Below are 26,222 nucleotides of genomic sequence, written 5' to 3'. Positions count from 1 at the left end.
GGTGATGCTTAATTATTCTGCTTTGCAGGCGTGACCCAGAACTTTTCGCATTCCTGGCAGGCAGCCTGAACCATTTCTTCGGTAATGAGGACTTCGTGTCCATCCTTGTCGAGCACAGCGCCACCTACAGAGAGGTCGGGGGTGGATCGAACGACCTGGACTTGATTGCTGCTTTCTTGCACGTTCATAGTCTTTCTCCTTGATCAGGTGTTACATCTAAACTACCCGCGTTTGATGACCGTGCAGTGACACTTCCAGTCGCAAGCGGAGTCCCAGTGCAACAGAAATGATATAAAACCGCCAGTATTTGCTTAGATCGATCCTTTCTAGAAGAGAAGCAAGGCGTCATAACGCTTGGCTTTCCTGCCCCCCATACAGGTTTAATGATTATGTCGTCGGTGTTTTCCATCGCTCAGCGGCCTTCTATCCGTCTGGCTCTGAGTTTTCTCGTCCCTTACCGCTGGCAGGCTTTGGGGGCATTGCTGGCCTTGATCATTACGGCAGGTCTCATGCTCTTCATGGGGCAGGGCATCAAGATGATCGTGGATCAGGGGTTCGTGACGGGCTCGGCTGAACAACTTGAGCGATCCATCGGTTTTTTCCTGCTGGTGACTGTGGGGTTGTCGATCGGCACCTTTACCCGCTTTTATCTGGTGTCCTGGATCGGCGAGCGGGTTGTGGCGGATTTGCGCAATCGCGTATTCGAGCACCTGATCAATCTGCATCCGGCTTTCTATGAAAATAACCGCAGCTCGGAAATCCAGTCCCGCCTGACGGCAGATACCACCTTGCTGCAGTCGGTGGTGGGGTCGTCTCTGTCGGTATTCCTGCGCAGTGCGCTGATGGTGATTGGCGGCATCATTCTTTTGTTCATCACCAACCCGAAGCTGACCAGTATCGTGGTGCTCACCTTGCCACTGGTGATCGTGCCAATCCTGGTATTCGGTCGCCGGGTGCGTCGTCTGTCCCGCGAGACGCAGGACCGTGTGGCTGACGTAGGCAGTTATGTCGCCGAAGCGCTGAGGCAGATCAAGACCGTTCAGGCGTATAACCACCAGGAGCACGACAAGGCGCATTTTTCCCGGACGGTCGAGAATGCCTTCGGTACGGCACGCAAGTATATCTTGCAAAGGTCCTGGCTGATTACCATCGTGATCTCGCTGGTACTGGGTGCTGTTGGCGTGATCCTGTGGGTTGGCGGGATGGACGTGATCAAGGGCACCATCAGCAGCGGTGAATTATCGGCTTTTGTGTTTTATGCCCTTCTGGTAGGCACTTCCTTTGGTTCGCTGAGTGAGGTGATTGGCGAGTTGCAGCGCGGCGTGGGTGCAGCCGAGCGCATCAGCGAACTGCTTCAGGTCTCTAGCGAAATCACACCTCCAGCCAGCGGCCTGCTTTGTCTGCCGGGCAGAATCAGTGGTCGTCTGGCGTTCGAGGGCGTCAGTTTTGCCTACCCGTCACGGCTCGATCACAATGCGGTCGACGATCTGACCCTGAGCATCGTGGCCGGTGAAACCATCGCGCTGGTCGGTCCATCGGGGGCGGGCAAGTCCACGCTGTTCGATTTGTTGCTGCGTTTCTACGATCCTCAGCAGGGCCGCATCCTGATTGAAGGGACCCCCATTCTTCAGCTTGATCCTCAAGACCTGCGTCGCAACTTTGCCCTCGTTTCACAGACGCCAGCCTTGTTCTTCGGCAGTGTCGAAGACAACATTCGCTATGGCAACTCAGAGGCCAGTATCGAGCAGGTGGAAGCCGCAGCGCGCATTGCTCATGCCCATGAGTTCATCATGCAAATGGCTGATGGCTACAAGACCCATCTGGGGGATGGCGGCCTTGGGTTGTCCGGTGGTCAGCGGCAGCGTCTGGCGATTGCCAGGGCATTGCTGGTCGATGCACCGATTCTGTTGCTGGATGAAGCGACCAGTGCGCTGGATGCTCAAAGCGAGCACCTTATCCAGCAGGCGCTGCCAAGCCTGATGAAGGGGCGTACGACGCTGGTTATCGCCCATCGACTGGCCACGGTACAGAATGCCGACCGTATTGCAGTCATCGATCAGGGGCGTCTGGTGGCGGTGGGGACGCATCAGCAACTGATAGCCGGCAATGCGCTGTATGCGCGTCTTGCGGCACTTCAGTTCAATGTGCAGATGGAAGGCGAGATGGGTTGAGGCTTTGGCTGGCTGCGTGTCTGGCACGCAGCCTTGGCTTTACTCAGCGGTATTCGCACAGGTAAGCAGTATCGACACTTACCTTCAACTGAAACTTGCTGTTGGCCGGTACATTGAACTGGCTGCCGGTGCTGAAGGTTTCCCAGTCAGTGCTGTCCGGTAGCTTGACGATCAGTTCGCCGGAGATGACATGCATGATTTCGCGTTGTGCAGTGCCGAACTCATATTCGCCCGCTGCCATCACACCAATGGTGGCCTGGCCTTCCGTCTGACTGAAAGCGATGGATTTGACAGTGCCGTCGAAGTATTCATTGACCTTGAACATGCGAGATTCCTTGGTGAAAGGGCTGAAAAGGGTCGAATAGTATGCCCAAGGTATCAACCATCGTCACTTGGCAATCCTGATATTCAATTGGGAAGAATCAGCGGCAGCAGTCTGGCGGTGTTGCGTGCATCGACCAGAGCGCGGTGTTGCTGGCCGCTGAACTGCATGCCGGCCAGTTGCAGCGCGCTGTTGAGCCCCGGCGCGCGTTGTAGTTGGCGGGCCTCGGCGAAGCGCTGCTTCAGGTTCACATAGGGCATCTCGCTCAGGGCGCTTTGCAGATGATGCTGGCGCCACTGCTCCTCCAGTTGCCTGCGGTCGTAATCGCCCCAGCTGGCCCAGCCGACAACACGGGCCTGATGATGGCTGAGCCAGCGCTCGAATTGTGGCCATACGCTGGTCAGCGGTGCGGCGCTGTCGATATTGCTTTGGCTGATGTGGGTCAGTTCTCGGCAGAAGTGCGTCAGCAAGGGGCGGCGTGCGGGGCGTACGAAGCGCTCGAAATGATCCAGTTCGCGTCCGTCCTGATTCACCAGCGTTGCACCGATCTCGATGATTTCCATTTCTGCGACCGGCCATCCGCCTTCCTCGGTGGTAGCCTCCAGGTCGATCACCAGCCAATGCGGCATTATGAAGCTCCATCCAACAGTTTGAGTGAGATCAGAGTAGCCATATTCATTCGGCTATGCTCGATAAGGTTTTGCCACGGGGTTGCCGATACTTCAATCGACCGTTGAATACTCCTTGAGTGCCTTGTCTTTTGTCGCCATTCACCTGTCGGCTTTCATGGCGCATCCGATTATGCCGATTCATTGATTTGGTAGTTGTTTAAACTGCTGAAAGCGCATAGCGTGTGGCGTTTTTGACCGATACCTTTTCATGAAGACGCACGCAGTAATAACCGATGTGTTGTTGCGCAGGGGAGCGATGCTGATTGTATCGCTGTTATTGAGCTGGCAGGTTCAAGCCGCTCAAGTCGTGCAGGTTGCGGCCGTGCATTTTCCGCCCTATATGATTCGCCCTGAAAGAGGCAATGATACCGGGCTTCTGCCCAAGCTTATCGAGGCCTTGAATGCCAGTCAGCACGACTACGAGTTCGTGGTGGTGCCGACTTCCGTGCAGCGTCGCTTTCGTGACTTTGCACAAGGTCGCTTCGACATTGCCATTTTTGAAAACCCGGACTGGGGTTGGAAAAGTGTTGCCTATGACAAAGTGGATATGGGGCTGGAAGATGCCGAAGTCTTTGTTGCCCGACGGGCGGAAGGGCGTCAGCAGAGTTATTTCGACGACCTGTCCGATAAACGCCTGGCTCTGTTCAGTGGTTATCACTATGGGTTTGCCAACTTCAATGCCGACCCGAAGTTTCTGAGCGAGAACTTCAACGTCACGCTGACCTATTCACATGACAGCAATTTATTGATGGTCATACGCGAACGTGTGGATATTGCGCCGGTAACGCGCTCTTACCTGGTGGATTTCATGGCGCACAACCCGACCGAAGCCGAGCAGTTTCTGGTGTCCGAGCGGGTGGATCAGCTCTATCGTCAATATGCACTGTTGCGTCCGGGTGGCAGCATCAGCGCAACGAAGTTTGATCAGTTGTTGCAGCAGTTGCGTGACAGTGGGGCGTTCGCGAAGATCTTCGAGCCTCTGCACATAAAGGTATTGGCCGTGCCTCCTTACTCGGCTGCGCAAGACAAGGCAGCGAGCAAGAAGGCTGGAAGGTGAGAGAAGGCCAGGATCACTGATCCTTGGCTTCCTTGGCATCCATCTGCGCATTACGTTCATGAATACGCTTGAGCTGCTCTTCGGTCAGAGGCAGCTTTTGTGCTGTGTCGCGCAGTAACATCAGGCCGCCGACGATGGAGCCAATTGCAACGATCAGAATCAACCAGGCATACCAGGGCATAGCACTCTCCTTGTAGTCATACCGGTTTGAGCAAGGTGTTGCCCAATGGTTCAAGTGTATGCGCTCTGGAAGGGCCGCGTGAAACCGTGATGGTTTCACGCGGCCTTTTGCTGTTATGAGCCGGTCAGCATCGCGTCGGCAGGGGCGTTGGCGCGCGATTGGGAGGTAAGGCTGAAGTAGATGAAGCCTACAGCCATGAAGCAGAGGAAGATGAACCCGATCAGCATGTTGAACCAGGCCATTGCCACCAGGCATACCACGGCCAGCGCCAGGGCGATTCCTGGCACGACAGGGTAGCCCGGTGCGCGGAAGCTGCGTTCCAGCAGGGGTTCGGTCTTGCGCAGTTTGAACAGGCTGAGCATGCTCATGATGTACATCACGATTGCACCGAATACGGCCATGGTGATCATGGCTGCGGTCAGGGTCATACCGCTCAGGTTGATCAGGCCGTCGCTGTAGATGGCTGCAATGCCGATCAGGCCGCCCGCGATGATTGCCCGGTGAGGCGTCTGGAAGCGTGAGAGCCTGGCCAGCGAAGCGGGCAGGTAACCGGCACGCGCCAGGGCGAAGAACTGACGCGAGTAACCCAGGATGATCCCGTGGAAACTGGCAACCAGCCCGAACAGGCCGATCCAGACCAGCATGTGCAGCCAGCCGGAGTTATCACCCACCACGGCCTTCATGGCCTGTGGCAGCGGGTCGTTGATGTTGGACAGGGTGCGCCAGTCGCCGACACCGCCCGCAAACAGCATTACGCCGATGGCCAGCACTACGAGGGTCAGGATGCCGCTGACATAGGCTTTCGGAATGGTGCGTTTCGGGTCCTTGGCTTCTTCGGCAGCCATGGCTGCACCTTCGATAGCCAGGAAGAACCAGATTGCGAACGGAATCGCGGCGAACATACCGGCAATCGCGCCCGGCCCGAAGGTATCTGAACCTGCCCAGCCATGCAGTGCGAAGTTACTGAAACTGAAGGCCGGAGCCACCACGCCCATGAACACCAGCAACTCGGCCACGGCCAGGACGCAGACAACCAGCTCAAAGGTCGCCGCCAGTTTCACGCCCAGAATATTGAGGGTCATGAAGACGATATAGGCGCCGACCGCTGCATGCTTGGGGTCCAGGGTCGGAAACTGCACATTCAGGTAGGCACCGATTGCCAAGGCAATGGCCGGTGGCGCAAAGACAAATTCGATCAGTGTCGCCATGCCAGCGATCAATCCACCTTTCTCTCCGAATGCGCGGCGACTGTAGGCGAATGGCCCGCCCGCGTGGGGAATGGCAGTGGTCAGTTCGGTGAAGCTGAAGATGAAGCAGGTGTACATCGCTGCGACCATCAAGGCCGTGACCAGAAATCCGAGTGTTCCCGCCACACCCCAGCCGTAGCTCCAGCCGAAGTATTCGCCGGAGATCACCAGCCCGACTGCGATCCCCCATAAGTGAATTGTGCCTAGCGTTGGCTTGAGTTGTTGACTCATGTGTTTCTCCCTGAGGGTCAGAAAAGCATTGAAATATTTTTTTGCTTGCTCTTTTTATTTGCTTTGTTTGCAGGCTCCGTGCCAGTGCATGAATCGTCGTCGTATTGCTTCAAATGAGGTCGTTTGCAGAACGGCTCTGGTCGCTGCCTCGTGTTCTGGCGCAGGTTTGGTGCGCAAGGCCGCAAGGGTGAGCGCTGTAAGTGCGTATTGGCTTTTTTAAAGTCCAGGTCCCGTCCGCCAGCAGGTTCGGCTACAATGCGCGCCGATTTCGACTTACCTGAGAACACGCTCATGTCCGCCTGCCAGACTCCTGTCATCGTCGCCCTGGATTTTCCGACCCGTGACGCCGCCTTACGGTTGGCTGACCAGCTTGATCCGAAACTGTGCCGGGTCAAGGTCGGCAAGGAACTGTTCACCAGTTGCGCTTCGGATATCGTTGAAACCCTGCGTAACAAGGGCTTCGAGGTTTTTCTGGATCTTAAATTTCACGACATTCCCAACACCACGGCCATGGCTGTCAAGGCAGCAGCGGAAATGGGTGTCTGGATGGTGAACGTGCATTGCTCCGGCGGCTTGCGCATGATGTCGGCGTGCCGTGAAGTGCTGGAAAAGCGCAGTGGCCCTCAACCGCTGTTGATCGGTGTTACCGTGCTGACCAGCATGGAGCGTGAAGACCTGGCAGGTATCGGTCTGGATATCGACCCTCAAGTGCAGGTGCTGCGCCTGGCTGCCCTGGCGGAAAAAGCAGGCATGGACGGTCTGGTATGTTCGGCTCTGGAAGCCCAGGCGCTGAAGGCTGCTCATCCGTCCCTGCAACTGGTCACCCCCGGCATTCGCCCTGCTGGCAGCGCCCAGGACGACCAGCGTCGTATCCTGACACCGCGTCAGGCGCTGGACGCTGGTTCCGACTATCTGGTCATCGGCCGTCCGATCAGCCAGGCCGCCGATCCGGCACAGGCCCTGGCGGCTGTGGTTGCCGAACTGGCCTGATCCTCCGGTAGGATCATGCTGGTACAGTTAAGGTCATAAATCACTTTGTGGGAGGCAGCTTGCTGGCGACTTCAGCGTACAGACGCAGAATATCTGCCGGTTTTGAGGCTTTTTCGCCAGCAAGCTGTCTCCCACAAGTTTTGTTCCTTGACTGATCGTTCCTATCAGACCTTCAGCACCAACTTGCCGAAGTTCTCGCCACTGAAGAGCTTGAGCAGGGTTTCAGGGAAGGTTTCCAGCCCGTCGACCACATCCTCACGGCTCTTGAGCTTGCCTTCGGCAATCCAGCCTGCCATTTCCTGACCGGCTTCGGCGAAGCGCGAGGCGTAGTCCAGCACCACAAAGCCTTCCATGCGCGCACGGTTGACCAGCAGCGACAGGTAGTTGCTCGGCCCTTTGATCGGTGAGGTGTTGTTGTACTGGCTGATGGCGCCACAGATCACGACGCGGGCTCGCGGTGCCAGGCGGCTGAGCACGGCATCCAGGATATCGCCACCGACGTTATCGAAATACACGTCCACGCCTTTGGGGCACTCGCGTTTCAGTCCTGCCAGAACGTCTTCGCTCTTGTAGTCGATAACGCCATCAAAACCCAGTTCGTCGATCAGCGAGCGGCACTTTTCCTGCCCGCCCGCGATGCCGATGACCCGGCAGCCCTTGAGCTTGGCGATTTGCCCGGCCACGCTGCCCACCGCACCGGCAGCACCGGAGATCACTACGGTGTCGCCGCTTTTCGGGGCGCCCACATCCAGCAGTGCGAAGTAGGCGGTCATGCCGGTCATGCCCAGTGCGGAAAGGTAGCGGGGCAGCGGCGCGAGTCTTGGATCAATCTTGTAAAAGCCTTTGGGTTCGCCGACGAAGTAATCCTGAACCCCTACCGAACCTTGTACGTAGTCGCCTGCCGCGAACTGCGGGTTCTTCGATTCGATCACTTCGCCAACGCCCAGGGCGCGCATGACATGGCCCAGTTCAACCGGCGGGATATAGGATTTGCCCTCGTTCATCCAGCCACGCATGGCCGGGTCGAGGGAAAGGAATTGGTTGCGCACCAGAATCTGTCCGTCTGCCACTTCTGCGACCGGTACCTCCTGATACGTGAAGTTCTCTCTGCCGGGATGGCCAACAGGTCGCTTGGCGAGCAGAAACTGGCGATTGGAAAGAGTGGTCATGACAGGTCCTCGATCTGAAGAAGAAAGGCTGATTGAAGCTGTTGATGCTCTTTGAGGCAAGCAACGGTCATGTAGCGAATGCGGCTCCATCCAGCAGGATGATGCCTGTTGGCAGTCGTCACCGAAGGTGTTTCGACTTGAGTCACCCGCAGTGGTGCTCTACATTGCCTGTTCATTGAAAGTCTGGATTGTCGCGCAATGTCCCCTACGAATTTGCCAACCCTTTATCCCCGCGCGCTGCGTGCAGGTGACGCTGTTGCGCTGGTGTCGCCTGCCGGGCCGGTGGTTGCCTCCAAGGTCGAAGCCGCAGTGGAGGTGCTGAAGGGCTGGGGATTGAAGCCGCGGGTCTATCCCCATGCATTGGGCAAGCATTCCTTTTATGCCGGCACTGACGAGGACCGCCTCGCGGATCTGAACAGCGCACTGGCCGACCCGGAAATCCGTGCGGTGATCTGCAACCGTGGCGGTTACGGCACGCAGCGAATTCTTGGGCAACTGGATTTTGAATCCGTTCGGCGCGATCCGAAGCTGGTCACCGGCTTTTCCGATATCACGGCCCTGCACGGTGCCCTATGGACGCATGCAGGTCTTGCGACCATCCACGGCCCGGTGGCGGCTCAACTGGAGCGTGGCGGCTTGTTCGTCAGCGGCATGCGCCATGTGCTGATGAGCGCCGAGCCGGTGCTGCTCAAGGCCGATCCCGAGGCTGCGACCGGTAGTGTGCGAACTCAAGGCAGCGCCAAGGGTTTGCTGCTCGGTGGCAATCTGAGCATGCTCAGCACCTGCATCGGCACGCCTTACATGCCGGATCTGACAGGTGCCATCCTGCTGATCGAGGATGTCGGGGAAGCGGCTTATCGGGTCGACCGTCTACTGACTCATCTGGGCAATTGCGGGATCCTGCAGCGTCTGGCCGGTATTGCCGCGGGCGATTTCAGTGTGCCTGCCCATACCGCCGGTTCGATCACCCCGGCCCACGTGTTGCAGGAACGACTGGGCAATCTGGGGATTCCGGTTCTCGGAGGCTTGCCGGTGGGTCATGGCGACGTCAATCAGGCCGTGCCGCTGGGTACTCAGGCCATTCTCGATGCGGATGCGGGAACACTTTTAGTGTCCGCCGCTGCCCATTCTTGAGGCACGAACCTCTCTTATAGCATCGCGTTTCTCTGTGCAGGCGGAGCGTTCGGCCGCCTGCTGCCAGGGCAACCATCCTGAAAGCGACGTCTGCATAGCTCTTTGCCATTATTCCTGACCCGCAGGCTTGCACTCGACCCTGCCCGTTGCGAATGTGCACGGATATTGAATGGCCTCGTGAGTGGATCATTCAAGGCGAATGAGTCGAACGGGGGTTGAACGCTATGATCTTGGCCATTCAAGGACGCTTCGCCAACCTCGGTATGGCGAAGAAGCTGGGCTTTGGTTTTACTCTGGTGCTGCTGTTGACGGCTCTGGTGGCAGCCATTGGTGTCTGGTCGCTGAAAAGCATCAGCCAGCATGTCGATGGCCTGAAGCAGATGTCTTCCCTTAATAGTGGACTGCTGCGTGTACGCTTGCTCGAGCAGGAATACGCCCTGCACAGCGATCCCAAGGTCGTGGAGCAGATTCACACCCGAATCGATGACCTGAGCACTCTGGCGCAATCGCTGCAAGAGCAGTCGCCTGCCAACGAGGCGATGCTGTTTCAGGTTCGGCAGGCATTGGGCGCCTACCGCACCTCTTTCGATGAATTCGTCGATATCAGTCAAAGCAAGGATCTGGCACTGGAAATGGCCAGTTGGTCGGTGTCCAGCGTAGCCAACAATCTTGAAGTGTTGCAGGCCGGGCTGGCCGATGATGGAACCTGGACCCTGAAGGATTCTCAGGGGCAGCAAGGTGCAGAGTTCGTCGAGCAGGCCGGCAAGGTCAGTCAGGTATCGAAGCTGATGCAGCAGGCCATGGACGAAGCCCGTGTACGTCTGGACAAGAGCCGCAGGACCGGGTCGGGCGAAGCTGCGAAAACCGGGACCATCGAGCAGGCCGATCAAGCCAGGGGGCTGGCCGAAGAACTCAAGTCCCAGATCAAGGATGAGGGTTATCTGACGGTGTTGGGTGAAGTCAGCACGCACATCGTCAGCTTCACCGAAAAGCTCAAGGAGTACACCGACCTGCTGGCCAGGGAAGCTCAGGTTTCCGGCCAGTTGGCGACCAATGCCCGGCAAGTGGTGGAACTGGTCAAGCAGGTTTCTGCCACCGAAGATCAGTCCATGCAGACTCAGCTCACCGCCAATACCTTGCAGATTATCGGGTCGTCGGTGGTGGCCTTGTTGGTGGGGTTTATTGTTTCCTGGTTGATTACCCGCTTGATCGTCGGCCCGCTGCGCGGTGTTATCGGCCTGGCACAGCGCATTGCCGCAGGAGACTTGAGTGGCAGTGTGCAGGTTCGGCGGCGCGATGAAATCGGTCAGTTGATGCTCGCCATGCAGCAGATGGGCGAGGGCTTGAGCCGTATTGTCAGTGGCTTGCAGTCGGGCATCGAGCAGCTGTCGAACTCGGCGCACTCCTTGTCGGCCGTTACTGAACAGACCAACCTGGAAGTCAGTTCCCAGAAGGAAGAAACCGAACAGGTCGCCACAGCGATGAATCAGATGACCGCCACTGTCCATGATGTGGCGCGTAATGCCGAAGAGGCCGCATTGGCTGCGCAGGCGGCTGATGAAAAGGTGGACGGTGGGCAGGCGGTGGTGCGTCAGAGCATGCAGCGTATTGAGCAACTGGCCAGTTCATCGCAGTCTGCCAGCCAGGGTATCCAGAACCTGAGTGCCGAGATTCAGAACATCGGTCAGGTCTTGAATGTGATCAAAAGCGTTGCCGAACAAACCAACCTGCTGGCACTCAATGCCGCTATCGAGGCGGCTCGGGCGGGTGAGCAGGGGCGTGGTTTTGCGGTGGTGGCGGATGAGGTTCGTGCCCTTGCCAAGCGTACTCAGCAATCAACCCAGGAGATCGAGAATCTGGTGTTCAGGCTGCAAAGTGGCGCTCAGGCGTCGGTTGAGCAGATTCAGAGCAGTGGCGAGCTGGTGAAGCTGGCGGTCAGCGATGCGCTGCAAACCGAAAGCGCGTTGGGTGGTATTGCGGTAGCTGTTTCCATGATTCAGCAGATGAACCAGCAGATCGCTGCGGCCGCCGAGCAGCAAAGCTCGGTGGCCGAGGAGATCAACCGCAGTGTGACAAGCATCCGTGCCAGTGCCGATCAGTCGGCTCTGGCCATGCAGGGCAACGCAGCTTCCAGTCTTGAACTGGCCTCATTGGGAGTGGAACTGAAGGGGATGGTCGGGCATTTCAGGCTTTAACCTCATCCACTCTTGCGCATATTGAGGATCAGCAGCGTCAGTACCCCGGCCACGATTCCCCAGAGTGCCGAACCAATGGAAAACAGGGTCAGGCCTGATGCGGTGACCATAAAGGTGATGAGTGCCGCTTCCCGCTCCTTGGGCTCGTTCATGGCGACGGTCAGGCCGTTGATGAGTGAGCCGAACAGCGCCAGAGCGGCAATCGACAGCACCAGCTCCTTTGGAAAGGCTGCGAACAATGCCGCCAGGGTCGCGCCGAAGATTCCGGCGATGCCGTAGAAAACCCCGCACCAGACGGCGGCCGTATAACGCTTTTTCTTGTCTTCATGGGCATTGGGGCTGGTGCAGATGGCGGCGCTGATCGCTGCCAGATTGAGCCCATGGCAGCCAAAGGGTGCGGTCAGCAGCGAGGTGATGCCCGTGGCTGTAATCAGAGGCGAAGAGGGCGTGTGATAGCCATCGGCACGCAACACGGCGATGCCTGGCATGTTCTGCGAAGTCATTGCCACCACGAATAACGGAATGCTGATGCTGATGGTCGCCGCCAGCGAGAACGAAGGCGTCGTCCAGACCGGCGCGGCCACTTCCAGAGAGAGGTCAGTGAAATTCAGCAGCCCCAGCACGCCGGCTATTGCGATCCCCACCAGCAGCGCCGCCAGTACCGAATAGCGCGGCGAGACTCGTTTGACCAGCAAGTAGGTGAAAAACATGGCCAGTACCAGGCTGGTGCGATGCTGTACGGCGATGAAGATATCGCTGCCGATCTTGAACAGGATCCCGGCCAGCAAGGCCGCCGCCAGGGAGGCGGGCAAGCGCTTGACCAGCCGCTCGAAACTGCCGGTCATGCCGCAGATGACCACCAGGAGCGAGCAGGTGATGAACGCGCCGATAGCCTCCGGGTAAGCCACGCCGCCCAGTGTGGTAATCAGCAAGGCGGCGCCGGGTGTTGACCAGGCCACGCTGATCGGCGTGCGGTAGCGCAGCGACAACCCGATACTGCAAATCGCCATGCCTATGAACATCGACAAGAGCCAAGATGACATCTGGCCACTGGTGAGGCCAGCAGACTGCCCTGCCTGAAGCATCAGCACCAGCGAACTGGTGCAGCCGGTCATCATTGCAATGAAACCAGCGACCACGGCTGAAGGTGATGAGTCTGCCAATGGGCGCAGTGGCGCCTTGAGGGTCTCGTTCATGCAGGGCTTTCCTTAAACGGGCAGGTTTGAAAGGTGTCGGTATTTCTTATTCAGTTATCGGTATCTGTGCCGCCGGGCCGGGCGCCCGACTGGAGCGTCTGCCCCAGCGCCTGGTTGACGGCTAGCCATCCATCCACCGCAGCCTGACCTGCGTCGGAGAATACCCGCTGCAAGAGCTTCACCTGTTCCTGGCGCAACGCCTGCTCGAATCTGATTCCTTCTTCGCTCAGTACCAGCAGTCGCTTGCGCTTGTCGGTATCAGGCGTCGTGCTGTGTACCAGCTCCATGGCAATCAACTGGCGCAGTGGCACATTGAGCGCCTGTTTGCTGACCCCCAGCACGGTGAGCAGCTCCTTCACGCTCAGGTCGGGGTAGCGAGCAATAAAAAACACAATGCGCTGATGAACACGGCTGAGCCCGCGCCGGGCCAGCATTTCATCGGCTTTGGCGGTAAATGCCTGGTAGCCGAAAAAGAAGGCTTCCATGGCAATTTGCTGATTGGCAGGATTTTTAAGGTCAAGCATGTTGACGTATCCGGGCTTTGCGTCGTAATTTGAGTCAACAAGTTTGACGTATTTCCCTTTCACTCGGCTACAGGTAGTTGCCATGGCTTTCTCCGAACGTGTTACCCGCCTGAAAAGTTCATTGATTCGCGAAATCCTGGCCGCTGCACAACGGCCTGAAGTGATGTCCTTTGCCGGCGGCTTGCCTGCCGAGTCCATGCTGCCGAAAGTGGAGTGGGCCGACATGCCGTTGACTCTGGGGCAATACGGCATGAGCGAAGGCGAGCCCGAGCTGCGTGAAGCGCTGGCCGCCGAGGCGCGGGCGCTGGGTGTTCCTTGTCAGGCCAGCCAGGTCCTGGTCGTCAGCGGTTCGCAGCAGACGCTTGATCTGGCCGCCAAGCTGTACATCGACAAAGGCACTGAAATCCTGCTGGAAGCCCCGACTTACCTGGCAGCGCTGCAAATCTTCCAGTTGTTCGGCGCTGATTGCCTGACTGTGCCCTTGCAGGCCGAGGGGCCGGATCTGATTGTCTTGCGGCAGCGTCTGGAGCAGCACAAGCCTGCGTTCGCCTACCTGATTCCGACCTTTCAGAACCCATCAGCGGTGCGTTATAGCGAAGCGAGTCGTGATGCGGTCGCGGCTCTGCTCGACGAGTTTGGCGTGACGTTGATCGAAGATGAGCCTTATCGCGAACTGACCTTCGATGGCGGCAATGCAAGACCGATTGTCGCTCGTCTCAAAAAGGCCAGCTGGATCTATACCGGAACCGTCTCCAAAACCTTGCTGCCGGGGTTGCGTGTCGGTTACCTGATCGCCAGTGCGGATCTGTTCCCGCATCTGCTGCGCCTGAAGCAATCTGCCGATCTGCATACCAACCGGATCGGTCAGTGGCAGGCCTTGCAGTGGATCGGCACCGAACACTACCGTGAACATCTGAGTGAGTTGCGTGGGTTCTATCGACAGCGACGCGATGCATTCGAGGCGGCCTTGCAGGAACACTTTGGCGATCTGGCCGACTGGAACAGCCCGCAAGGTGGGTTATTCTTCTGGCTGACGCTCAAGCAGAAGCTCGATACCCGCACTTTGCTGGATGCTGCGCTGTCTCAGGATGTGACTTTTATGCCGGGTGAACCGTTCTTTGCGAACCCGGACGCCAACCACGGTCATCTGCGGTTGAACTTCAGCCATATTGATCCGGCGCGTCTGGATGAGGGCTTGAAACGATTGGCCGCGGTAATTCGCTTGGCCAGTGCAAGGCAGGCGGCTTGATTCGATCCAATACAAGGGATTCCAGCGGGAGCAGGGCGATGTACAAGGTTTACGGCGATTACAACTCAGGCAATTGCTACAAGGTCAAACTGATGCTCAGCCTGCTGGGCTGCGAGTACCAGTGGGTGCCTGTCGATATTCTCAATGGCGAAACCCAGACCCCGGCGTTCCTTGAAAAGAACCCCAATGGCAAGATTCCGGTGCTGGAACTCAGTGACGGCACCTGCCTGTGGGAGTCCAATGCGATTCTCAATTTCCTGGCCGATGGCAGTGCCTACCTGCCCACTGAGCCTCGGCTGCGTACGCAAGTGCTGCAATGGCAGTTCTTCGAGCAGTACAGTCATGAGCCTGCGATCGCGGTGGCACGGTTTATCCAGTTCTATCTGGGTCTGCCTGAAGAGCGTCTGGCCGAGTACCGTGCATTGCAGAAGTCTGGCTATCGTGCCCTTGCAGTGATGGAGCAGCAGCTCAAGCGCACGCCGTTCCTGGTGGGCGACAGTTTTTCCATCGCCGATATCGCTCTCTACGCCTATACCCACGTTGCCCATCAGGGCGGTTTTGACCTGACCCCATATCCTGGCATTCAACAATGGCTGGAACGGGTCAAGGAGCAGCCCGGTTATGTAGGCATGCTGGATTGATCGAAAGAGAGAGGAGCGTTTCGTGAGGTATTCCATCGTCGCTCTGGCAGCCGTCATCGCTCTGGGCATTGGTTGTTCGGCGCAGGCCGAGGATTGCAATGCCAACCAGGCCAGCATGAATCAATGTGCCGGCAAGGACCTGGCTGCGCTTGATGCTGAGTTGAACAGGCAGTACAAGGCGCAGATGAGCTGGCTGAAAGATCCCGCCAGGAAGCAGGCACTCAAGGACGCGCAGCTCAAGTGGATCGCCTTCCGCGATGCCGACTGCCTGTATCGCGTGGGCAAGGCTGAGGATTCGGGGTCGATCTGGCCTTTGCTGCAATCACAGTGTCTGGCCGAGCATACCCGCGTGCGGGTCAAGGAGTTGAAGGCGTATGTGGCGTGTCGCGAGGATGGCTGCCCGCGTTGATGCAGGCAGCCTAAAGGTTCAGACAGTGCTGAAGCGCTGATCCAGGTACTCGATGATGGCCTTGGACTCGTAGAGCCAGGTGGTCTTGTCGCCTTCCTGGATACGCAGGCAAGGCACCTTGATCCTGCCGCCTTCGTTGAGCAGCGTCTGGCGGTCGTTTTCATTGTTCTTGGCGTCCCGCAGGGCGACCGGAACATTGAGGCGGCGCAGGGTGCGGCGGGTCTTCACGCAGAACGGGCAGGCATGGAACTGGTACAGGGCCAGATCTCTGGCTGCTTGATCGACGGCAGCCTGAGCCTGAGGTTCGCGTTTCTTCCTGGCCGGGCGGGTCAGGAAGTCAGCGAAGATAACGAGCTGGCCAAGGCCAACCCTGAGGGCTTTCATGAACACGGTCAAACCTCTTGCGGGGCACGCATTGAAAGGGCGGGCCCGCGCCAACAGGCGGCGCAGGCTGCTGCGCCTTACTTGATAAGGCTGAGGAATTCGCTGCGGGTCGCTGCGTTTTCACGGAACTCGCCAAGCATCACCGAAGTGATCATCGAGGAATTCTGTTTTTCCACGCCGCGCATCATCATGCACATGTGCTGGGCTTCGATGACCACTGCAACGCCCAGGGCGCCGGTCACCTGCTGGATGGCTTCGGCGATCTGACGGCTCAGGTTTTCCTGAATCTGCAGGCGCCGGGCGAACATGTCGACGATACGCGCCACTTTCGACAGGCCCAATACCTTGCCATTGGGGATGTAGGCGACATGGGCCTTGCCAATGAACGGCAGCAGATGGTGCTCGCACAGCGAGTACAGTTCGATGTCCCTGACCATCACCATCTCGCTGGCGTCGGAGCTGAATAGAGCACCGTTGGTCACTTCTTCGAGAGACTGTTCATAACCGCGACACAGGTACTGCATGGCTTTGGCTGCACGCTTTGGCGTGTCCAGCAGGCCTTCGCGCGAAACATCTTCGCCCAACTGACTCAATATGGCGGTGTAATTCTGTTCCAGTGTCACAGGAGTGTGTTTCCGTGTGGGTTTCGATAAACGCGAGGGGCATGGCCCTCGCCAAAGTCGCACATAATAACTTACACATGCGAACAGGTGTATGGCCACTGCACAAATCGGCATGTGAAGTCTGTTTGTATCGCTTTTATTACGCTTTGGCTACCCGATTGCTACCGACTTCCATCGCTGGCTGCGGTCATAGGGAGCAGTAGTCAATCACTGCTTCATGAGAGAGTAAATTCGGATGTTGAGTCGAGTAGCAAAAATAGCGATGGTGATCGTTGTCCTGACTTCGGTTTCCGGCTGCTGGCCGTTCTGGCCCGGCCCTGGTGGTCACGGCGGTGGCGGAGGCGGCGGTCATCATCAGGGTGGTGGCGGCCCCGGTGGTCCGGGCGGTCCTGGTCCGGGTTTTGGTCCTGGTGGCGGTCCTCGCTGACAACGCGGGTCGGGCAGCGTCAAGGCTGCCCGGCCTTCATCACTCGTCGCGACCTTCCATCATGGTGCGCTTGAGCATGACGTAAACCGCGCCAGCGCCGCCATGTTTGGCCAGGCATGAGCAAAAGCCCAGCACTTGCGGGTGCTGGCGCAGCCAGGTGTTGACGTGGCTCTTGATCATCGGGCGCTTGCCGTCCAGGCGAACAGCCTTGCCATGAGTGACACGCACGCAGCGGATTTCCAGCTTTGTGGCTTCGGCGAGAAATTCCCACAGGGTTTCCCTGGCCACTTCCACGCTCATGCCGTGCAGGTCCAGGCTGCCCTCGAAACTGATCTGGCCAAGCTTGAGCTTGCGCATCTGGCCTTCCTGCACGCCATCGCGAGCCCAGCTCAATACATCTTCCGGGCCGACATCGATCACGAACTGGTCGGACAGCCCGTCGACCGTGACCGAATCGGTACGCACCGTGGCGGACTGACGTAGCTTTGCCAGCAGTTTGCGGTCGGTCTTGGGTTTGCCGACGTCGGCGTGCTCGTGCTTGATGGGCTTGACGCCGCGCGTCTCGTTTCTGAACAGGGAAAAATCGTCGTCTTGCATGGGGGCCTCCGCGAAGGAAGCTAGTTTAACCCTGTCGAGCGGCAGGGTCAGTCGTGTTTTTTCATCAGGTGCGCAGACATGCTCAACCCTTTCGCACGGCGTTGACGTCGGCGGCAGCGGCGCCACAGCCAGATGCCCAGGTACAGCACCAGAAGCCCGATGCCGGCAATCACGGCAGCACCTGCCGGGGTTGCATCGAGATCGCCGAGCGCCTGGGGATGGCCGATCAGGCCGGATGCACCCGCCATTGTCAGCAGTACGCCCAGGGTCACCAGCAAGGTGGCAAACGCGGTACCCAGACGCATGCGCCAATTGCCCGGCTCTTTGGAGCGCAAGCGACGGGCATCGAAACCGCCGGATATTTTCATGCCGATTTCCTCAGTGGTTATCGGCGCTATGACCCGAATGAAGTGGGGTTGTTCCCGGTTTCCATGGGCGAGGGGGAGTAAAGGGATGGGCGGTTATGTGAGAGGGTTCACACAACCACACAGGCCGCCTGTCGTCAGATCAGGTCTTTGGTCAGTGCCAGCGTGGCGAAGTTGTCCGCCATGATCGCCATTTCCGTGCGGTGTACGTCATGAGCGCTGACGTCGCCGTTGGGGCCGGGCAGATTGCGGGTGGCGCAGGCATCGTCAACCAGGGTGACGCGATAGCCATAATCCTTGGTCGCACGCACGGTGGTGCTGATGCTCGAATGGCTCATGAAGCCGCAGATGATCAGGTCCAGATGACCCAGGCTTTGCAGCAGCTCATGCAGGCCGGTGCCGTTGAATGCGTTGGGCAGGCGTTTCTCGACCAGATGTTCATCACCTTGAGGTACCAGCTCCGGGACCAGCTGGCCACGTTCGCCTTGCGGGTCGAACAGGCCGCCCACGGTGCCAAGGTGGCGTACATGCACGATAGGGCATTTTACGGCGCGGGCTTTGGCCACCAGTTGACCGATATTGTCCAGGGCTTCATGGATGCCTGTCAGCGCCAGAGGACCGCTGAGGTACTCTTTCTGGGCGTCGATGATAATCAGTGTGGCATTGCTCAAGTTGGCCGCTGCATGAACGCGGCCACTGAGTTGAAACATGGTCTTTAAAGATGACATCCAGAGGGCTCCTTCGGGTGGGGCTTTTGCGACATTCTCCTCTGGCTGAGCGCTTCTGTGAATCTCAACAATCACAAGCCCCGGTTTTATTGGGCTGCAGGGCATTTTGCCGCGGCAGTTGGTGGCGGTTTGCCTTGATGAAGGGCGGTTAATGGTGGAAACTTCCGGGTCTGCCAGATAGTTTCCCCAGGAGTTTGTCCATGATCACTTCTCGTTTGCGCACCGTGCGTGACCATATCCGTTGGGCCGTCAGCCGCTTTCACGAGGAAGATGTATTTTTCGGACACGGCACCGACAATGCCTGGGATGAAGCGCGGCAACTGGTGCTCGGTGCTCTGCATCTGCCTTGGGAAATTGCCGACAGCTATCTGGACTGCCGCCTGGAAGTCGATGAAATCTCTGAATTGCAGCGCCTGATCAAGCGTCGCATCGATGATCGCGTTCCTACGCCTTACCTGCTGGGAGAAGCCTGGTTCTGCGGCATGTCCTTTATTGTCGATGACCGCGTATTGATTCCCCGCTCACCGATTGCCGAACTGATCGAAGACCGCTTTGCACCCTGGCTCGCCAATGAACCCGCCCGCATTCTGGACCTGTGCACCGGTTCCGGTTGCATTGGCATTGCCTGCGCCGACGAGTTCCGGGACGCCGAAGTGGTATTGGCCGACCTGTCGTTCGAGGCCCTTGAAGTGGCTAACCAGAACATCGAGCGCCATGGTGTGGAAGATCGCGTCTATACCGTGCAGGGCGATGGTTTCGATGGCCTGCCGGGGCAGCGTTTCGATCTGATCGTGTCCAACCCGCCGTATGTCGATGCCGAAGACTTTGCCGACATGCCCGATGAGTACCAGCATGAGCCGGAACTGGCGCTGGCCTGCGGTAACGACGGCCTGAATCTGGTGCGCCGCATGCTGAGCCAGGCGGCCGATCATCTGACCGAGAAAGGGTTGTTGATTGTCGAAGTGGGCAACAGCCAGGTTCATGTCCAGGCGCTTTACCCGGAAGTGGATTTCGCCTGGCTGGACTTCCAGCGCGGTGGGCATGGCGTGTTCATGCTGACTGCCGAACAGTGTCGCGAGCATCAGGCGCTGTTCGATTCCAGGATTTGAGGCCGTTGTGAGCGGGGTTTCAGACCCCGCTCACAAGCTAGCGATGTGTCGCAATCCAGATCAGCAATCCCGCCTGAAACACTGCAAAGGTCACCAGGCAAGCGATGGTAAAGCGCAGGCTGCTGTCTTCGCGCTTGTACTTGCTCACCCGGTCTTCATGAGCACGAATCACGACTTCCTGTTCGGTCAGGTTCTGCTCGGCCTTTTCCAGCATCTGTGATGCTTCGAGGATCTCGATGATCCGCACCTTGTCGTTGTTCCAGGTGCTGTGCAGGTTGCCGACGTGAACATCCTTGATGCTGCCTTTCATATGCTGCGCATCGGCATAGATGACTTCAAAGCCCAGCGTGCGCAGGAAGTGATCGCGGCGCAGGCGGGTGTCTTCGTTCAGGCCGTCCTTGCTCGCCAGCGGGACGCCTTCAATCTTGTAGGATGACCATTTCTTTTGTGCCCAGTGAACCGCGTGGGCAATCAGGAAGCGCCCAAGACCACGGTTCCAGGGTTCTATCTGCAACCCTGATTCGGGGCCAAAGCGCACCATATGTTTCTGGTGATCGACCCACACGTCCAGATTGTTCTGTTCCTTGCGCACCCGTTGCCCCGGCAACTGGATATTGATGCGCAGCAGGCTCAGTTCCTTGCTGTGGCGCTCGGCTCGTCCGAATTGCACGAAACGCAGCGGCCGTCCGCCGGTTGCGCGGTCGGTTGGCAGCGGCGAAAGGCGAAGCATCTGAAAGCTTTCGGGCACCACATCTTCCCAAGGCTGTGGCGGCAGGGCCTCGGCTTCTGGCTTTTCTGGGGCTTCGGCTTTTTCGGTCACGGTAGTTGTGTCAGTCATTAACGATGATCCTGTCCATGGCCTTGTGCAGCAAACACAATGCCAGCACATCCCTATCGGCCGGTTTTCCCAAGTCTGAAGGGGTTTGCGGCTTTGTTGACGTCAAATCTTTCGCTCAAGCAGGTGGCAATGCACCGATAAAGCGCAAGATGTGCGCTGAAAGCTCGCTCGCCAGTGGCAATGTCGGGTTTCTGTAGGATTGCAGTTGCTTATCCAGATCGTCGGGGACGATGCGCAGTACGTGATTCATGCCGTCGATCAGCGCAAGTTCGGCATCTGGCCGGGCTTTTTTCAGGATCAAGGCGTCATTGATGCTGACCTGAATATCGTTGCGCCCCTGGATAATCAGCGCAGGCATCTGCAACTTGCCGAACGCGACGGCCGGGTCCTGACGAAACAGCGAGATCAGATAAGGCTGGACGCTGGGCCGGAACACGACCTCCAGGTCGGCAGGCACCTTATCGTCGGTCTTGCCGGCCTTGAGTTCATCAAGCAACTGATTGCTGCGCTGCAACAGTTCTGGAGGCAGGCGTTCGCGAAATTGTTCACGCAGCACCTGATCCACCGGGCGACCCGTGCCCGCGACGGAAATCACGGCATTTGCTCCGGCCTTTTCCGCAGCCAGTGACGCCACCAGCGCGCCTTCGCTATGCCCCAGCAGAATCAGTGAGCCAAGTCGCGGGTTGGCCTTGAGCTTCTGGGCCCAGGCCTGTACGTCGGCGACATAGCCTTCAACGCTCAGGTTGCGTTCGTCCGGGGTTGCGGCCTTGCTGGCCGCGACGCCGCGTTTGTCGTAGCGCACGCTGGCAATATTGTTCTTGGCCAGGATTATGGCCAGACGCTTCATGCTGTCGTTGCGTCCACCTTCCGGATTGTTGCCGTCGCGGTCGGTGGGGCCTGAGCCGGCAATGATCAACACCACGGGCACCGGTTTTGTGGATTGCGGGAGCAGAAGGGTGCCGAACAGTTTTCCGTTTTCCGTATCCACGCTGATCGGGCGCTGCACGATGGCGGGGGATGCAGCGTTGGCTACGCCAGCCAGCATGCACAGTGTCAGGGCCAGCATGCGCAGGGCGTTCAGGGCTCGAATCGGGGAAGTGCCAGGTAGCATCGCAAGGCCATCATTGGTTCAGGTTTCGCTTTGACGCGCGCCGTTGCATAAGGTTCGAGGATGAACTGCGCGGCCAGCCTGCGTATACTGGCGCGCTTGATTGAATTGATCTGGTTTTTTGGCTGATTTCTCGGAGCGCCCGCATGTCCGGCAACACTTTCGGCAAGCTGTTCACTGTCACCACCGCCGGCGAAAGCCATGGCCCGGCGTTGGTCGCTATCGTCGACGGCTGCCCGCCGGGGTTCGAGCTGTCCCTGGAAGACCTGCAACGTGACCTGGACCGGCGCAAGCCCGGTACCAGTCGCCACACGACCCAGCGTCAGGAAGCCGATGAGGTCGAGATCCTTTCAGGCGTGTTCGAGGGCAAGACCACGGGCGCTTCCATCGGCCTGCTGATCCGCAACACCGACCAGAAGTCCAAGGATTACTCGGCGATCAAGGACTTGTTCCGTCCGGCTCATGCCGACTACACCTACCATCACAAATACGGCATCCGCGACTATCGCGGTGGCGGTCGCAGCTCGGCGCGTGAAACCGCCATGCGTGTGGCGGCTGGTGCCATCGCCAAGAAGTACCTGGCGACCCAGGGCATTGTCATCCGTGGCTACATGAGCCAGCTTGGCCCGATCCAGATCCCGTTCAAGACCTGGGACTCGGTCGAGGAAAACGCCTTTTTCTGCCCGGACCCGGACAAGGTGCCGGAGCTTGAGGCCTACATGGACCAGTTGCGTCGCGACCAGGATTCAGTGGGTGCCAGGATCACTGTGGTGGCTGAAGGCGTGAAGCCGGGCCTGGGCGAACCGATCTTTGATCGCCTGGACGCTGAACTGGCCCATGCACTGATGAGCATCAATGCCGTCAAGGGCGTGGAAATCGGTGCGGGCTTCGACTGTGTCGCCCAGCGCGGCACCGAACATCGAGACGAGCTGACGCCGGAAGGTTTCCTGTCCAATCAGGCGGGTGGCATCCTGGGCGGCATTTCGTCCGGCCAGCCGATCGTTGCGCATCTGGCGCTCAAGCCGACTTCCAGCATCACTACGCCGGGACGCTCCATCGATGTCGATGGCAACCCGGTGGAAGTCATCACCAAAGGCCGTCACGACCCTTGCGTCGGCATTCGCGCCACGCCTATCGCCGAAGCGATGATGGCTATCGTGTTGCTGGATCATCTGTTGCGTCATCGTGGACAAAACGCCGACGTCAGCGTCAATACGCCTGTATTGGGGCAGCTGTAATGAATGGCGCTGTTACGGTCGTTGATCATGGATGACTGACGTGGCGCCACTGCCTGCCGGACAGCTTCCCTATTGGAGGCTCTCCGGGTTCTACATCTTCTACTTCGCTCTGCTGGGGTCGGCCGCCCCCTATCTGGCTCTGTATTTCCATCATCTCGGGTTTTCCAGTGCGCGGATTGGCGAACTGGTCGCGATCCCGATGCTGACGCGCTGTATCGCTCCCAATCTGTGGGGGTGGCTGGGTGACTATACGGGGCAGCGCCTGTTGATCGTACGCCTGGGGGCGCTTTGCACCTTGCTGGCGTTTTCCCTGATTCTGGTCGACAAGAGCTACGCCTGGCTGGCCATGGTCATGGTGCTGTATTCATTCTTCTGGCATGCCATCCTGCCGCAATTCGAAGTCATCACCCTGGCGCATCTGCGCGACCAGACCTGGCGCTACAGTCAGATCCGGGTCTGGGGTTCGGTTGGCTTTATCCTCGCGGTCATAGCGCTTGGGGGCGTGTTCGAGTTTTTCAGCCTGGACCTGTTTCCCCATATGCTGCTGATCGTCATGGCCGGTATCGCGATCAGCAGTTGGTGGGTGCCCAATGCACAGCCGATGACTTCTGCGCAGCCACTGGATGCTGGCGGTTTTCTCAGGCAGCTGACGCGCCCCAGTGTGCTGGTCTTTTATGTTTGCGTGGCCTTGATGCAGCTCAGCCATGGGCCGTACTACACCTTCCTGACCTTGCATCTGGAGCAGTTGGGCTACAGTCGCGATGTGATTGGCATGCTCTGGGCCGTGGGTGTCGTGGCCGAGGTACTGATGTTCATGGGCATGAGCCGCATATTGCAGCGCCTTTCCGTGCGTCAGGTATTGATGGCGAGTTTTCTGCTGGCGTCGCTGCGCTGGTTATTGCTGGGAGGTCTTGCCGAGCATTTGCTGGCGTTGCTCGTGATTCAGCTCATGCACGCTGCGACCTTCGGCAGTTTTCACGCGGCTGCCATTCATTTCGTGCAACGTAGCTTCGGTTCACGCCAGCAAGGGCAGGGGCAGGCCTTATATGCCGCCTTGTCTGGAGTGGGAGGCGCGTTGGGTGCGTTGTACTCCGGTTATAGCTGGAATGCGCTCGGGCCGTTCTGGACATTTGCCATCGCCAGCCTTGCGGCATTGGCGGCAGCCGTCATGATTGCTACATCAAAGAAAGAGGAGGGTGTATGACCCGCGAACAACTCAGCCTGGAAATCATCGAAGCCGGGCGGTTTCTGTATGGACGTGGCTGGTCGCCCGCCACCAGTAGCAACTATTCCGTACGCCTGTCCGCCACCGAAGCACTGTTGACGGTGTCCGGCAAGCACAAGGGCCAGTTGGGTATGGACGATGTGCTGGCCACCGATCTGTCGGGTAACAGCCTTGAGCCCGGCAAGAAGCCTTCTGCCGAAACCCTGTTGCACACCCAGCTTTACAGCTGCAAGCCTGAAGTGGGCGCGGTGTTGCATACGCACTCGGTCAATGCGACCGTCCTGTCGCGGCTGACCGACGCCGATCATCTGGTGTTCGAGGATTACGAGCTGCAAAAGGCTTTCGCTGGCGTGGTCACCCATGAATCCCGGGTGGTGGTGCCGATCTTCGATAACGATCAGGATATTGCTCGCCTGGCCTCAAAGGTGCAGCCTTGGCTGGACGCTCACCCCGACTGTGCCGGCTACCTGATTCGCGGGCACGGCTTATATACCTGGGGTGCGAAGATGAATGATGCGCTGCGTCAGATCGAAGCGTTCGAGTTTCTGTTCGAGTGCGAGCTGAAAACCCGTACGGTCCTGAATCGTTGACCTTTAACCGTTAATCAGGGAACCCAGCCTGAACGGCCTGTAAAAGCCGGGGGCCTGTTTCCAGCCGAGGAATTTACATCATGAGCTGCCTGTCCGTTTACCACGTATCCAGCCCTGAAGTGCCCAACAAGGTTCTGACCAACCTGGAAGATATCGCTTCGACCCTGGCCGAGCACGGCGTTGCGTTCGATCGTTGGCAGGCGGCTGCGCCGATTACGCCGGGCGCCAGCCAGGAAGAAGTGATCAGTGCCTATCGCACGCAGATCGACAGGCTCATGACCGAGCGCGGTTATATCACCGTCGATGTGGTCAGCCTCAACAGCGATCACCCGCAGAAGGCCGAACTGCGCGCCAAGTTCCTTGAAGAACACCGCCACGGCGAAGACGAAGTACGTTTCTTTGTCGCCGGGCGTGGCCTGTTCACGCTACATATCGATGATTACGTGTATGCCGTGCTGTGCGAAAAAAACGACCTGATCTCGGTACCCGCCGGAACCCGGCACTGGTTCGACATGGGCGAAAACCCGCACTTCGTCGCCATTCGCCTGTTCAACAACCCGGAAGGCTGGGTGGCGAATTTCACCGGTGAAGATATCGCCGGTCGTTTTCCACGGCTGGATGATTGATAAATGACGCATTGAGGAGCGCGCTTGCTCGCGGCCTCAATGGCTCAAAACTAGGAGCCTATCCCTGATGCCCATCAAAGTTATCCTCACGGATATCGAAGGCACGACCAGTGCTGTAAGTTTCGTGTTCGATGTGCTGTTCCCGTTTGCAGCAAAACATTTACCCGATTTTGTCCGCCAGCAGTCGGATACACCTTCGGTAGCCGCTCAATTGCAGGCTGTACGCCAGGAAAGCAACGAACCTGATGCCGATGTAGAGCGGGTGATCGACATTCTTCTCGACTGGATTGCCCAAGACCGCAAGGCCACACCCCTCAAGGCCTTGCAAGGCATGGTCTGGGAACAGGGCTATAACGCCGGGCAACTCAAGGGTCATGTCTACCCGGATGCGGTCGAAGCGCTCAAGCGCTGGCATCAGGAGGGTTATAAACTTTATGTTTATTCTTCCGGCTCGATTCAGGCTCAGAAACTGATTTTCGGCTGTTCGGAGGCGGGCGATCTGTCCGGCCTGTTCAGTGGCTATTTCGACACCACGTCCGGCCCCAAGCGCGAAGAGCAATCCTATCGCACCATCACCGCCAGCATCGGCTGCCCGGCCGAGGAGATCCTGTTTCTGTCGGACATCGTCGAAGAACTCGATGCCGCCCAGGCTGCGGGTATGGCGACATGCGGGCTGGTACGCGCTGGCGGTGAGCTGCCGGGGCATGAGTCAGTGGCCAGCTTTGCCATGATTGCCCCGTAGGAACTAATTCATTCGCGAAGACGGTATTCCAGACGATGCATTTTCTCTGGATGTACCGTCTTCTCGCGAATGAGTTCGCTCCTATGGCCATCATTCCTTCCTTATCTGTAATCCCGATCTTGCTTTCAGGTAGGCCCGTGCCTGTCTTTTTGTGCATAAATCCTGTTTGTTTTACCCCTCGTTTTTAAACGCAATTATTCGTGTAAGTTCTGGCGGCCATTCCCCCTGATTAATC

General features: G+C 58.2%; 31 protein-coding genes and 1 pseudogene. 16 read left to right on the top strand and 16 right to left on the bottom strand.

Going from position 1 to position 26,222, the window contains the following annotated elements; genetic code table 11:
• Positions 1 to 8: 8 nt before the first annotated feature.
• A complete protein-coding gene (locus ACODS3_RS24860; protein WP_201006205.1) occupies positions 9 to 188 on the bottom strand; it encodes a PA1571 family protein in 180 nt (59 codons plus the stop codon).
• 201 nt (positions 189 to 389) lie between these two features.
• On the opposite strand from ACODS3_RS24860, the gene ACODS3_RS24855 reads away from it, so the two are divergent.
• Positions 390 to 2,171: an ABC transporter transmembrane domain-containing protein gene (locus ACODS3_RS24855; RefSeq protein ID WP_489036708.1), complete on the top strand. Its 1,782-nt coding sequence runs from the start codon at positions 390 to 392 to the stop codon at positions 2,169 to 2,171.
• A gap of 43 nt (positions 2,172 to 2,214) precedes the next feature.
• Here the strand turns inward: ACODS3_RS24855 and ppnP are convergent, their stop codons facing one another.
• Positions 2,215 to 2,496: a pyrimidine/purine nucleoside phosphorylase gene (gene ppnP / locus ACODS3_RS24850; protein ID WP_201006209.1), complete on the bottom strand. Its 282-nt coding sequence runs from the start codon at positions 2,494 to 2,496 to the stop codon at positions 2,215 to 2,217.
• 83 nt (positions 2,497 to 2,579) lie between these two features.
• Positions 2,580 to 3,122, bottom strand: a complete 543-nt coding sequence (locus ACODS3_RS24845) for a 3'-5' exonuclease (protein WP_201019931.1) — start codon at positions 3,120 to 3,122, stop codon at positions 2,580 to 2,582.
• Positions 3,123 to 3,372: 250 nt separating this feature from the next.
• Between ACODS3_RS24845 and ACODS3_RS24840 the strand changes: the two genes are divergently transcribed.
• Complete coding sequence (locus tag ACODS3_RS24840; RefSeq protein ID WP_201006212.1) at positions 3,373 to 4,221, top strand: substrate-binding periplasmic protein; 849 nt, start codon at positions 3,373 to 3,375, stop codon at positions 4,219 to 4,221.
• A gap of 13 nt (positions 4,222 to 4,234) precedes the next feature.
• On the opposite strand, the gene ACODS3_RS24835 is transcribed toward ACODS3_RS24840, so the two are convergent.
• The 3 genes from ACODS3_RS24835 to ACODS3_RS24825 form a co-directional block, all read right to left on the bottom strand.
• The gene (locus ACODS3_RS24835) at positions 4,235 to 4,402 is read right to left on the bottom strand and encodes a DUF2897 family protein (protein ID WP_201006214.1); all 168 of its coding nucleotides are present in this window, start codon (positions 4,400 to 4,402) and stop codon (positions 4,235 to 4,237) included.
• 113 nt (positions 4,403 to 4,515) lie between these two features.
• The gene (eat, locus tag ACODS3_RS24830; RefSeq protein WP_201019929.1) at positions 4,516 to 5,880 is read right to left on the bottom strand and encodes an ethanolamine permease; all 1,365 of its coding nucleotides are present in this window, start codon (positions 5,878 to 5,880) and stop codon (positions 4,516 to 4,518) included.
• Positions 5,881 to 5,897: 17 nt separating this feature from the next.
• Complete coding sequence (locus ACODS3_RS24825) at positions 5,898 to 6,173, bottom strand: hypothetical protein (RefSeq protein ID WP_489036704.1); 276 nt, start codon at positions 6,171 to 6,173, stop codon at positions 5,898 to 5,900.
• Here ACODS3_RS24825 and pyrF point away from each other — a divergent pair.
• Positions 6,172 to 6,870, top strand: coding sequence for an orotidine-5'-phosphate decarboxylase (pyrF, locus tag ACODS3_RS24820; protein ID WP_200994097.1), 699 nt, complete (start codon positions 6,172 to 6,174; stop codon positions 6,868 to 6,870). The genes ACODS3_RS24825 and pyrF overlap by 2 nt on opposite strands.
• 164 nt (positions 6,871 to 7,034) lie before the next feature.
• Here pyrF and ACODS3_RS24815 read toward each other — a convergent pair whose 3' ends face one another.
• Entirely contained in the window at positions 7,035 to 8,039 is a 1,005-nt protein-coding gene (locus ACODS3_RS24815) for an NADP-dependent oxidoreductase (protein ID WP_201019927.1), read from the bottom strand.
• Between the two features lie 198 nt (positions 8,040 to 8,237).
• On the opposite strand from ACODS3_RS24815, the gene ACODS3_RS24810 reads away from it, so the two are divergent.
• The 3 genes and pseudogenes from ACODS3_RS24810 to ACODS3_RS24800 all read left to right on the top strand — a co-directional run bounded on the left by ACODS3_RS24810 (position 8,238) and on the right by ACODS3_RS24800 (position 11,368).
• Positions 8,238 to 9,173 carry a S66 peptidase family protein gene (locus ACODS3_RS24810; protein ID WP_201019925.1) on the top strand — a complete coding sequence of 312 codons (936 nt, stop codon included), beginning with the start codon at positions 8,238 to 8,240 and terminating at the stop codon, positions 9,171 to 9,173.
• Between the two features lie 224 nt (positions 9,174 to 9,397).
• A pseudogene (locus tag ACODS3_RS24805) lies at positions 9,398 to 10,510 on the top strand (HAMP domain-containing protein); the annotation flags it as partial.
• Positions 10,487 to 11,368 carry a methyl-accepting chemotaxis protein gene (locus tag ACODS3_RS24800; RefSeq protein WP_489036728.1) on the top strand — a complete coding sequence of 294 codons (882 nt, stop codon included), beginning with the start codon at positions 10,487 to 10,489 and terminating at the stop codon, positions 11,366 to 11,368. The pseudogene ACODS3_RS24805 and the gene ACODS3_RS24800, both read left to right, overlap by 24 nt.
• A gap of 2 nt (positions 11,369 to 11,370) precedes the next feature.
• On the opposite strand, the gene ACODS3_RS24795 is transcribed toward ACODS3_RS24800, so the two are convergent.
• Both ACODS3_RS24795 and ACODS3_RS24790 read right to left on the bottom strand, forming a co-directional pair.
• On the bottom strand, positions 11,371 to 12,564 hold the full coding sequence (locus ACODS3_RS24795) for a benzoate/H(+) symporter BenE family transporter (protein ID WP_489036702.1): 1,194 nt from the start codon (positions 12,562 to 12,564) through the stop codon (positions 11,371 to 11,373).
• Between the two features lie 50 nt (positions 12,565 to 12,614).
• Positions 12,615 to 13,088, bottom strand: coding sequence for a MarR family winged helix-turn-helix transcriptional regulator (locus ACODS3_RS24790; RefSeq protein ID WP_201006227.1), 474 nt, complete (start codon positions 13,086 to 13,088; stop codon positions 12,615 to 12,617).
• Between the two features lie 82 nt (positions 13,089 to 13,170).
• Between ACODS3_RS24790 and ACODS3_RS24785 the strand changes: the two genes are divergently transcribed.
• The 3 genes from ACODS3_RS24785 to ACODS3_RS24775 are packed head-to-tail and all read left to right on the top strand — an operon-like array spanning position 13,171 to position 15,387.
• The gene (locus ACODS3_RS24785) at positions 13,171 to 14,337 is read left to right on the top strand and encodes an aminotransferase-like domain-containing protein (protein WP_201019919.1); all 1,167 of its coding nucleotides are present in this window, start codon (positions 13,171 to 13,173) and stop codon (positions 14,335 to 14,337) included.
• Positions 14,338 to 14,375: 38 nt separating this feature from the next.
• Complete coding sequence (locus ACODS3_RS24780) at positions 14,376 to 14,978, top strand: glutathione S-transferase family protein (protein ID WP_201006229.1); 603 nt, start codon at positions 14,376 to 14,378, stop codon at positions 14,976 to 14,978.
• 22 nt (positions 14,979 to 15,000) lie between these two features.
• Positions 15,001 to 15,387, top strand: a complete 387-nt coding sequence (locus ACODS3_RS24775) for a lysozyme inhibitor LprI family protein (RefSeq protein ID WP_489036699.1) — start codon at positions 15,001 to 15,003, stop codon at positions 15,385 to 15,387.
• A gap of 18 nt (positions 15,388 to 15,405) precedes the next feature.
• Here the strand turns inward: ACODS3_RS24775 and ACODS3_RS24770 are convergent, their stop codons facing one another.
• Positions 15,406 to 15,777 (bottom strand): glutaredoxin family protein, encoded by a 372-nt coding sequence (locus ACODS3_RS24770; RefSeq protein WP_201006231.1) that lies wholly within the window; start codon positions 15,775 to 15,777, stop codon positions 15,406 to 15,408.
• Between the two features lie 71 nt (positions 15,778 to 15,848).
• Entirely contained in the window at positions 15,849 to 16,394 is a 546-nt protein-coding gene (gene folE, locus ACODS3_RS24765) for a GTP cyclohydrolase I FolE (RefSeq protein ID WP_236124300.1), read from the bottom strand.
• 235 nt (positions 16,395 to 16,629) lie between these two features.
• On the opposite strand from folE, the gene ACODS3_RS24760 reads away from it, so the two are divergent.
• Positions 16,630 to 16,821 (top strand): hypothetical protein, encoded by a 192-nt coding sequence (locus ACODS3_RS24760; RefSeq protein ID WP_201006283.1) that lies wholly within the window; start codon positions 16,630 to 16,632, stop codon positions 16,819 to 16,821.
• 39 nt (positions 16,822 to 16,860) lie between these two features.
• Here the strand turns inward: ACODS3_RS24760 and ACODS3_RS24755 are convergent, their stop codons facing one another.
• The 3 genes from ACODS3_RS24755 to ACODS3_RS24745 all read right to left on the bottom strand — a co-directional run bounded on the left by ACODS3_RS24755 (position 16,861) and on the right by ACODS3_RS24745 (position 18,511).
• Positions 16,861 to 17,418, bottom strand: a complete 558-nt coding sequence (locus ACODS3_RS24755; protein ID WP_201006233.1) for a Smr/MutS family protein — start codon at positions 17,416 to 17,418, stop codon at positions 16,861 to 16,863.
• A 47-nt stretch (positions 17,419 to 17,465) separates the two neighbouring features.
• The gene (locus ACODS3_RS24750; RefSeq protein WP_201019913.1) at positions 17,466 to 17,786 is read right to left on the bottom strand and encodes a hypothetical protein; all 321 of its coding nucleotides are present in this window, start codon (positions 17,784 to 17,786) and stop codon (positions 17,466 to 17,468) included.
• Positions 17,787 to 17,920: 134 nt separating this feature from the next.
• Positions 17,921 to 18,511, bottom strand: coding sequence for a cysteine hydrolase family protein (locus ACODS3_RS24745; protein ID WP_201006236.1), 591 nt, complete (start codon positions 18,509 to 18,511; stop codon positions 17,921 to 17,923).
• 200 nt (positions 18,512 to 18,711) lie between these two features.
• Here ACODS3_RS24745 and prmB point away from each other — a divergent pair, with 200 nt between their 5' ends.
• Positions 18,712 to 19,620, top strand: coding sequence for a 50S ribosomal protein L3 N(5)-glutamine methyltransferase (gene prmB, locus ACODS3_RS24740; protein ID WP_201006238.1), 909 nt, complete (start codon positions 18,712 to 18,714; stop codon positions 19,618 to 19,620).
• Between the two features lie 37 nt (positions 19,621 to 19,657).
• Here prmB and ACODS3_RS24735 read toward each other — a convergent pair whose 3' ends face one another.
• Complete coding sequence (locus ACODS3_RS24735) at positions 19,658 to 20,458, bottom strand: hypothetical protein (RefSeq protein WP_201006240.1); 801 nt, start codon at positions 20,456 to 20,458, stop codon at positions 19,658 to 19,660.
• A 115-nt stretch (positions 20,459 to 20,573) separates the two neighbouring features.
• Positions 20,574 to 21,569 carry an alpha/beta hydrolase gene (locus ACODS3_RS24730; RefSeq protein ID WP_489036695.1) on the bottom strand — a complete coding sequence of 332 codons (996 nt, stop codon included), beginning with the start codon at positions 21,567 to 21,569 and terminating at the stop codon, positions 20,574 to 20,576.
• 143 nt (positions 21,570 to 21,712) lie between these two features.
• Here ACODS3_RS24730 and aroC point away from each other — a divergent pair, with 143 nt between their 5' ends.
• From aroC to mtnC, 5 genes are all read left to right on the top strand, one after another.
• Entirely contained in the window at positions 21,713 to 22,804 is a 1,092-nt protein-coding gene (aroC, locus tag ACODS3_RS24725; RefSeq protein WP_201019910.1) for a chorismate synthase, read from the top strand.
• Positions 22,805 to 22,844: 40 nt separating this feature from the next.
• Positions 22,845 to 24,008, top strand: coding sequence for an MFS transporter (locus ACODS3_RS24720; protein ID WP_489036692.1), 1,164 nt, complete (start codon positions 22,845 to 22,847; stop codon positions 24,006 to 24,008).
• The gene (locus ACODS3_RS24715; RefSeq protein ID WP_201019908.1) at positions 24,005 to 24,619 is read left to right on the top strand and encodes a methylthioribulose 1-phosphate dehydratase; all 615 of its coding nucleotides are present in this window, start codon (positions 24,005 to 24,007) and stop codon (positions 24,617 to 24,619) included. Before ACODS3_RS24720 ends, ACODS3_RS24715 begins: the two co-directional genes overlap by 4 nt.
• A gap of 80 nt (positions 24,620 to 24,699) precedes the next feature.
• Entirely contained in the window at positions 24,700 to 25,245 is a 546-nt protein-coding gene (locus ACODS3_RS24710) for a 1,2-dihydroxy-3-keto-5-methylthiopentene dioxygenase (RefSeq protein ID WP_201019907.1), read from the top strand.
• Between the two features lie 67 nt (positions 25,246 to 25,312).
• Positions 25,313 to 25,987, top strand: a complete 675-nt coding sequence (mtnC, locus tag ACODS3_RS24705) for an acireductone synthase (RefSeq protein WP_201019905.1) — start codon at positions 25,313 to 25,315, stop codon at positions 25,985 to 25,987.
• The last annotated feature ends 235 nt before the right edge of the window (positions 25,988 to 26,222 follow it).

It is taken from the genome of Pseudomonas sp. FG43, from assembly GCF_057809175.1.
The sequence above is the reverse complement of the archived record's forward strand: the minus strand, read 5'-3'. Positions and strand labels throughout refer to the sequence as shown.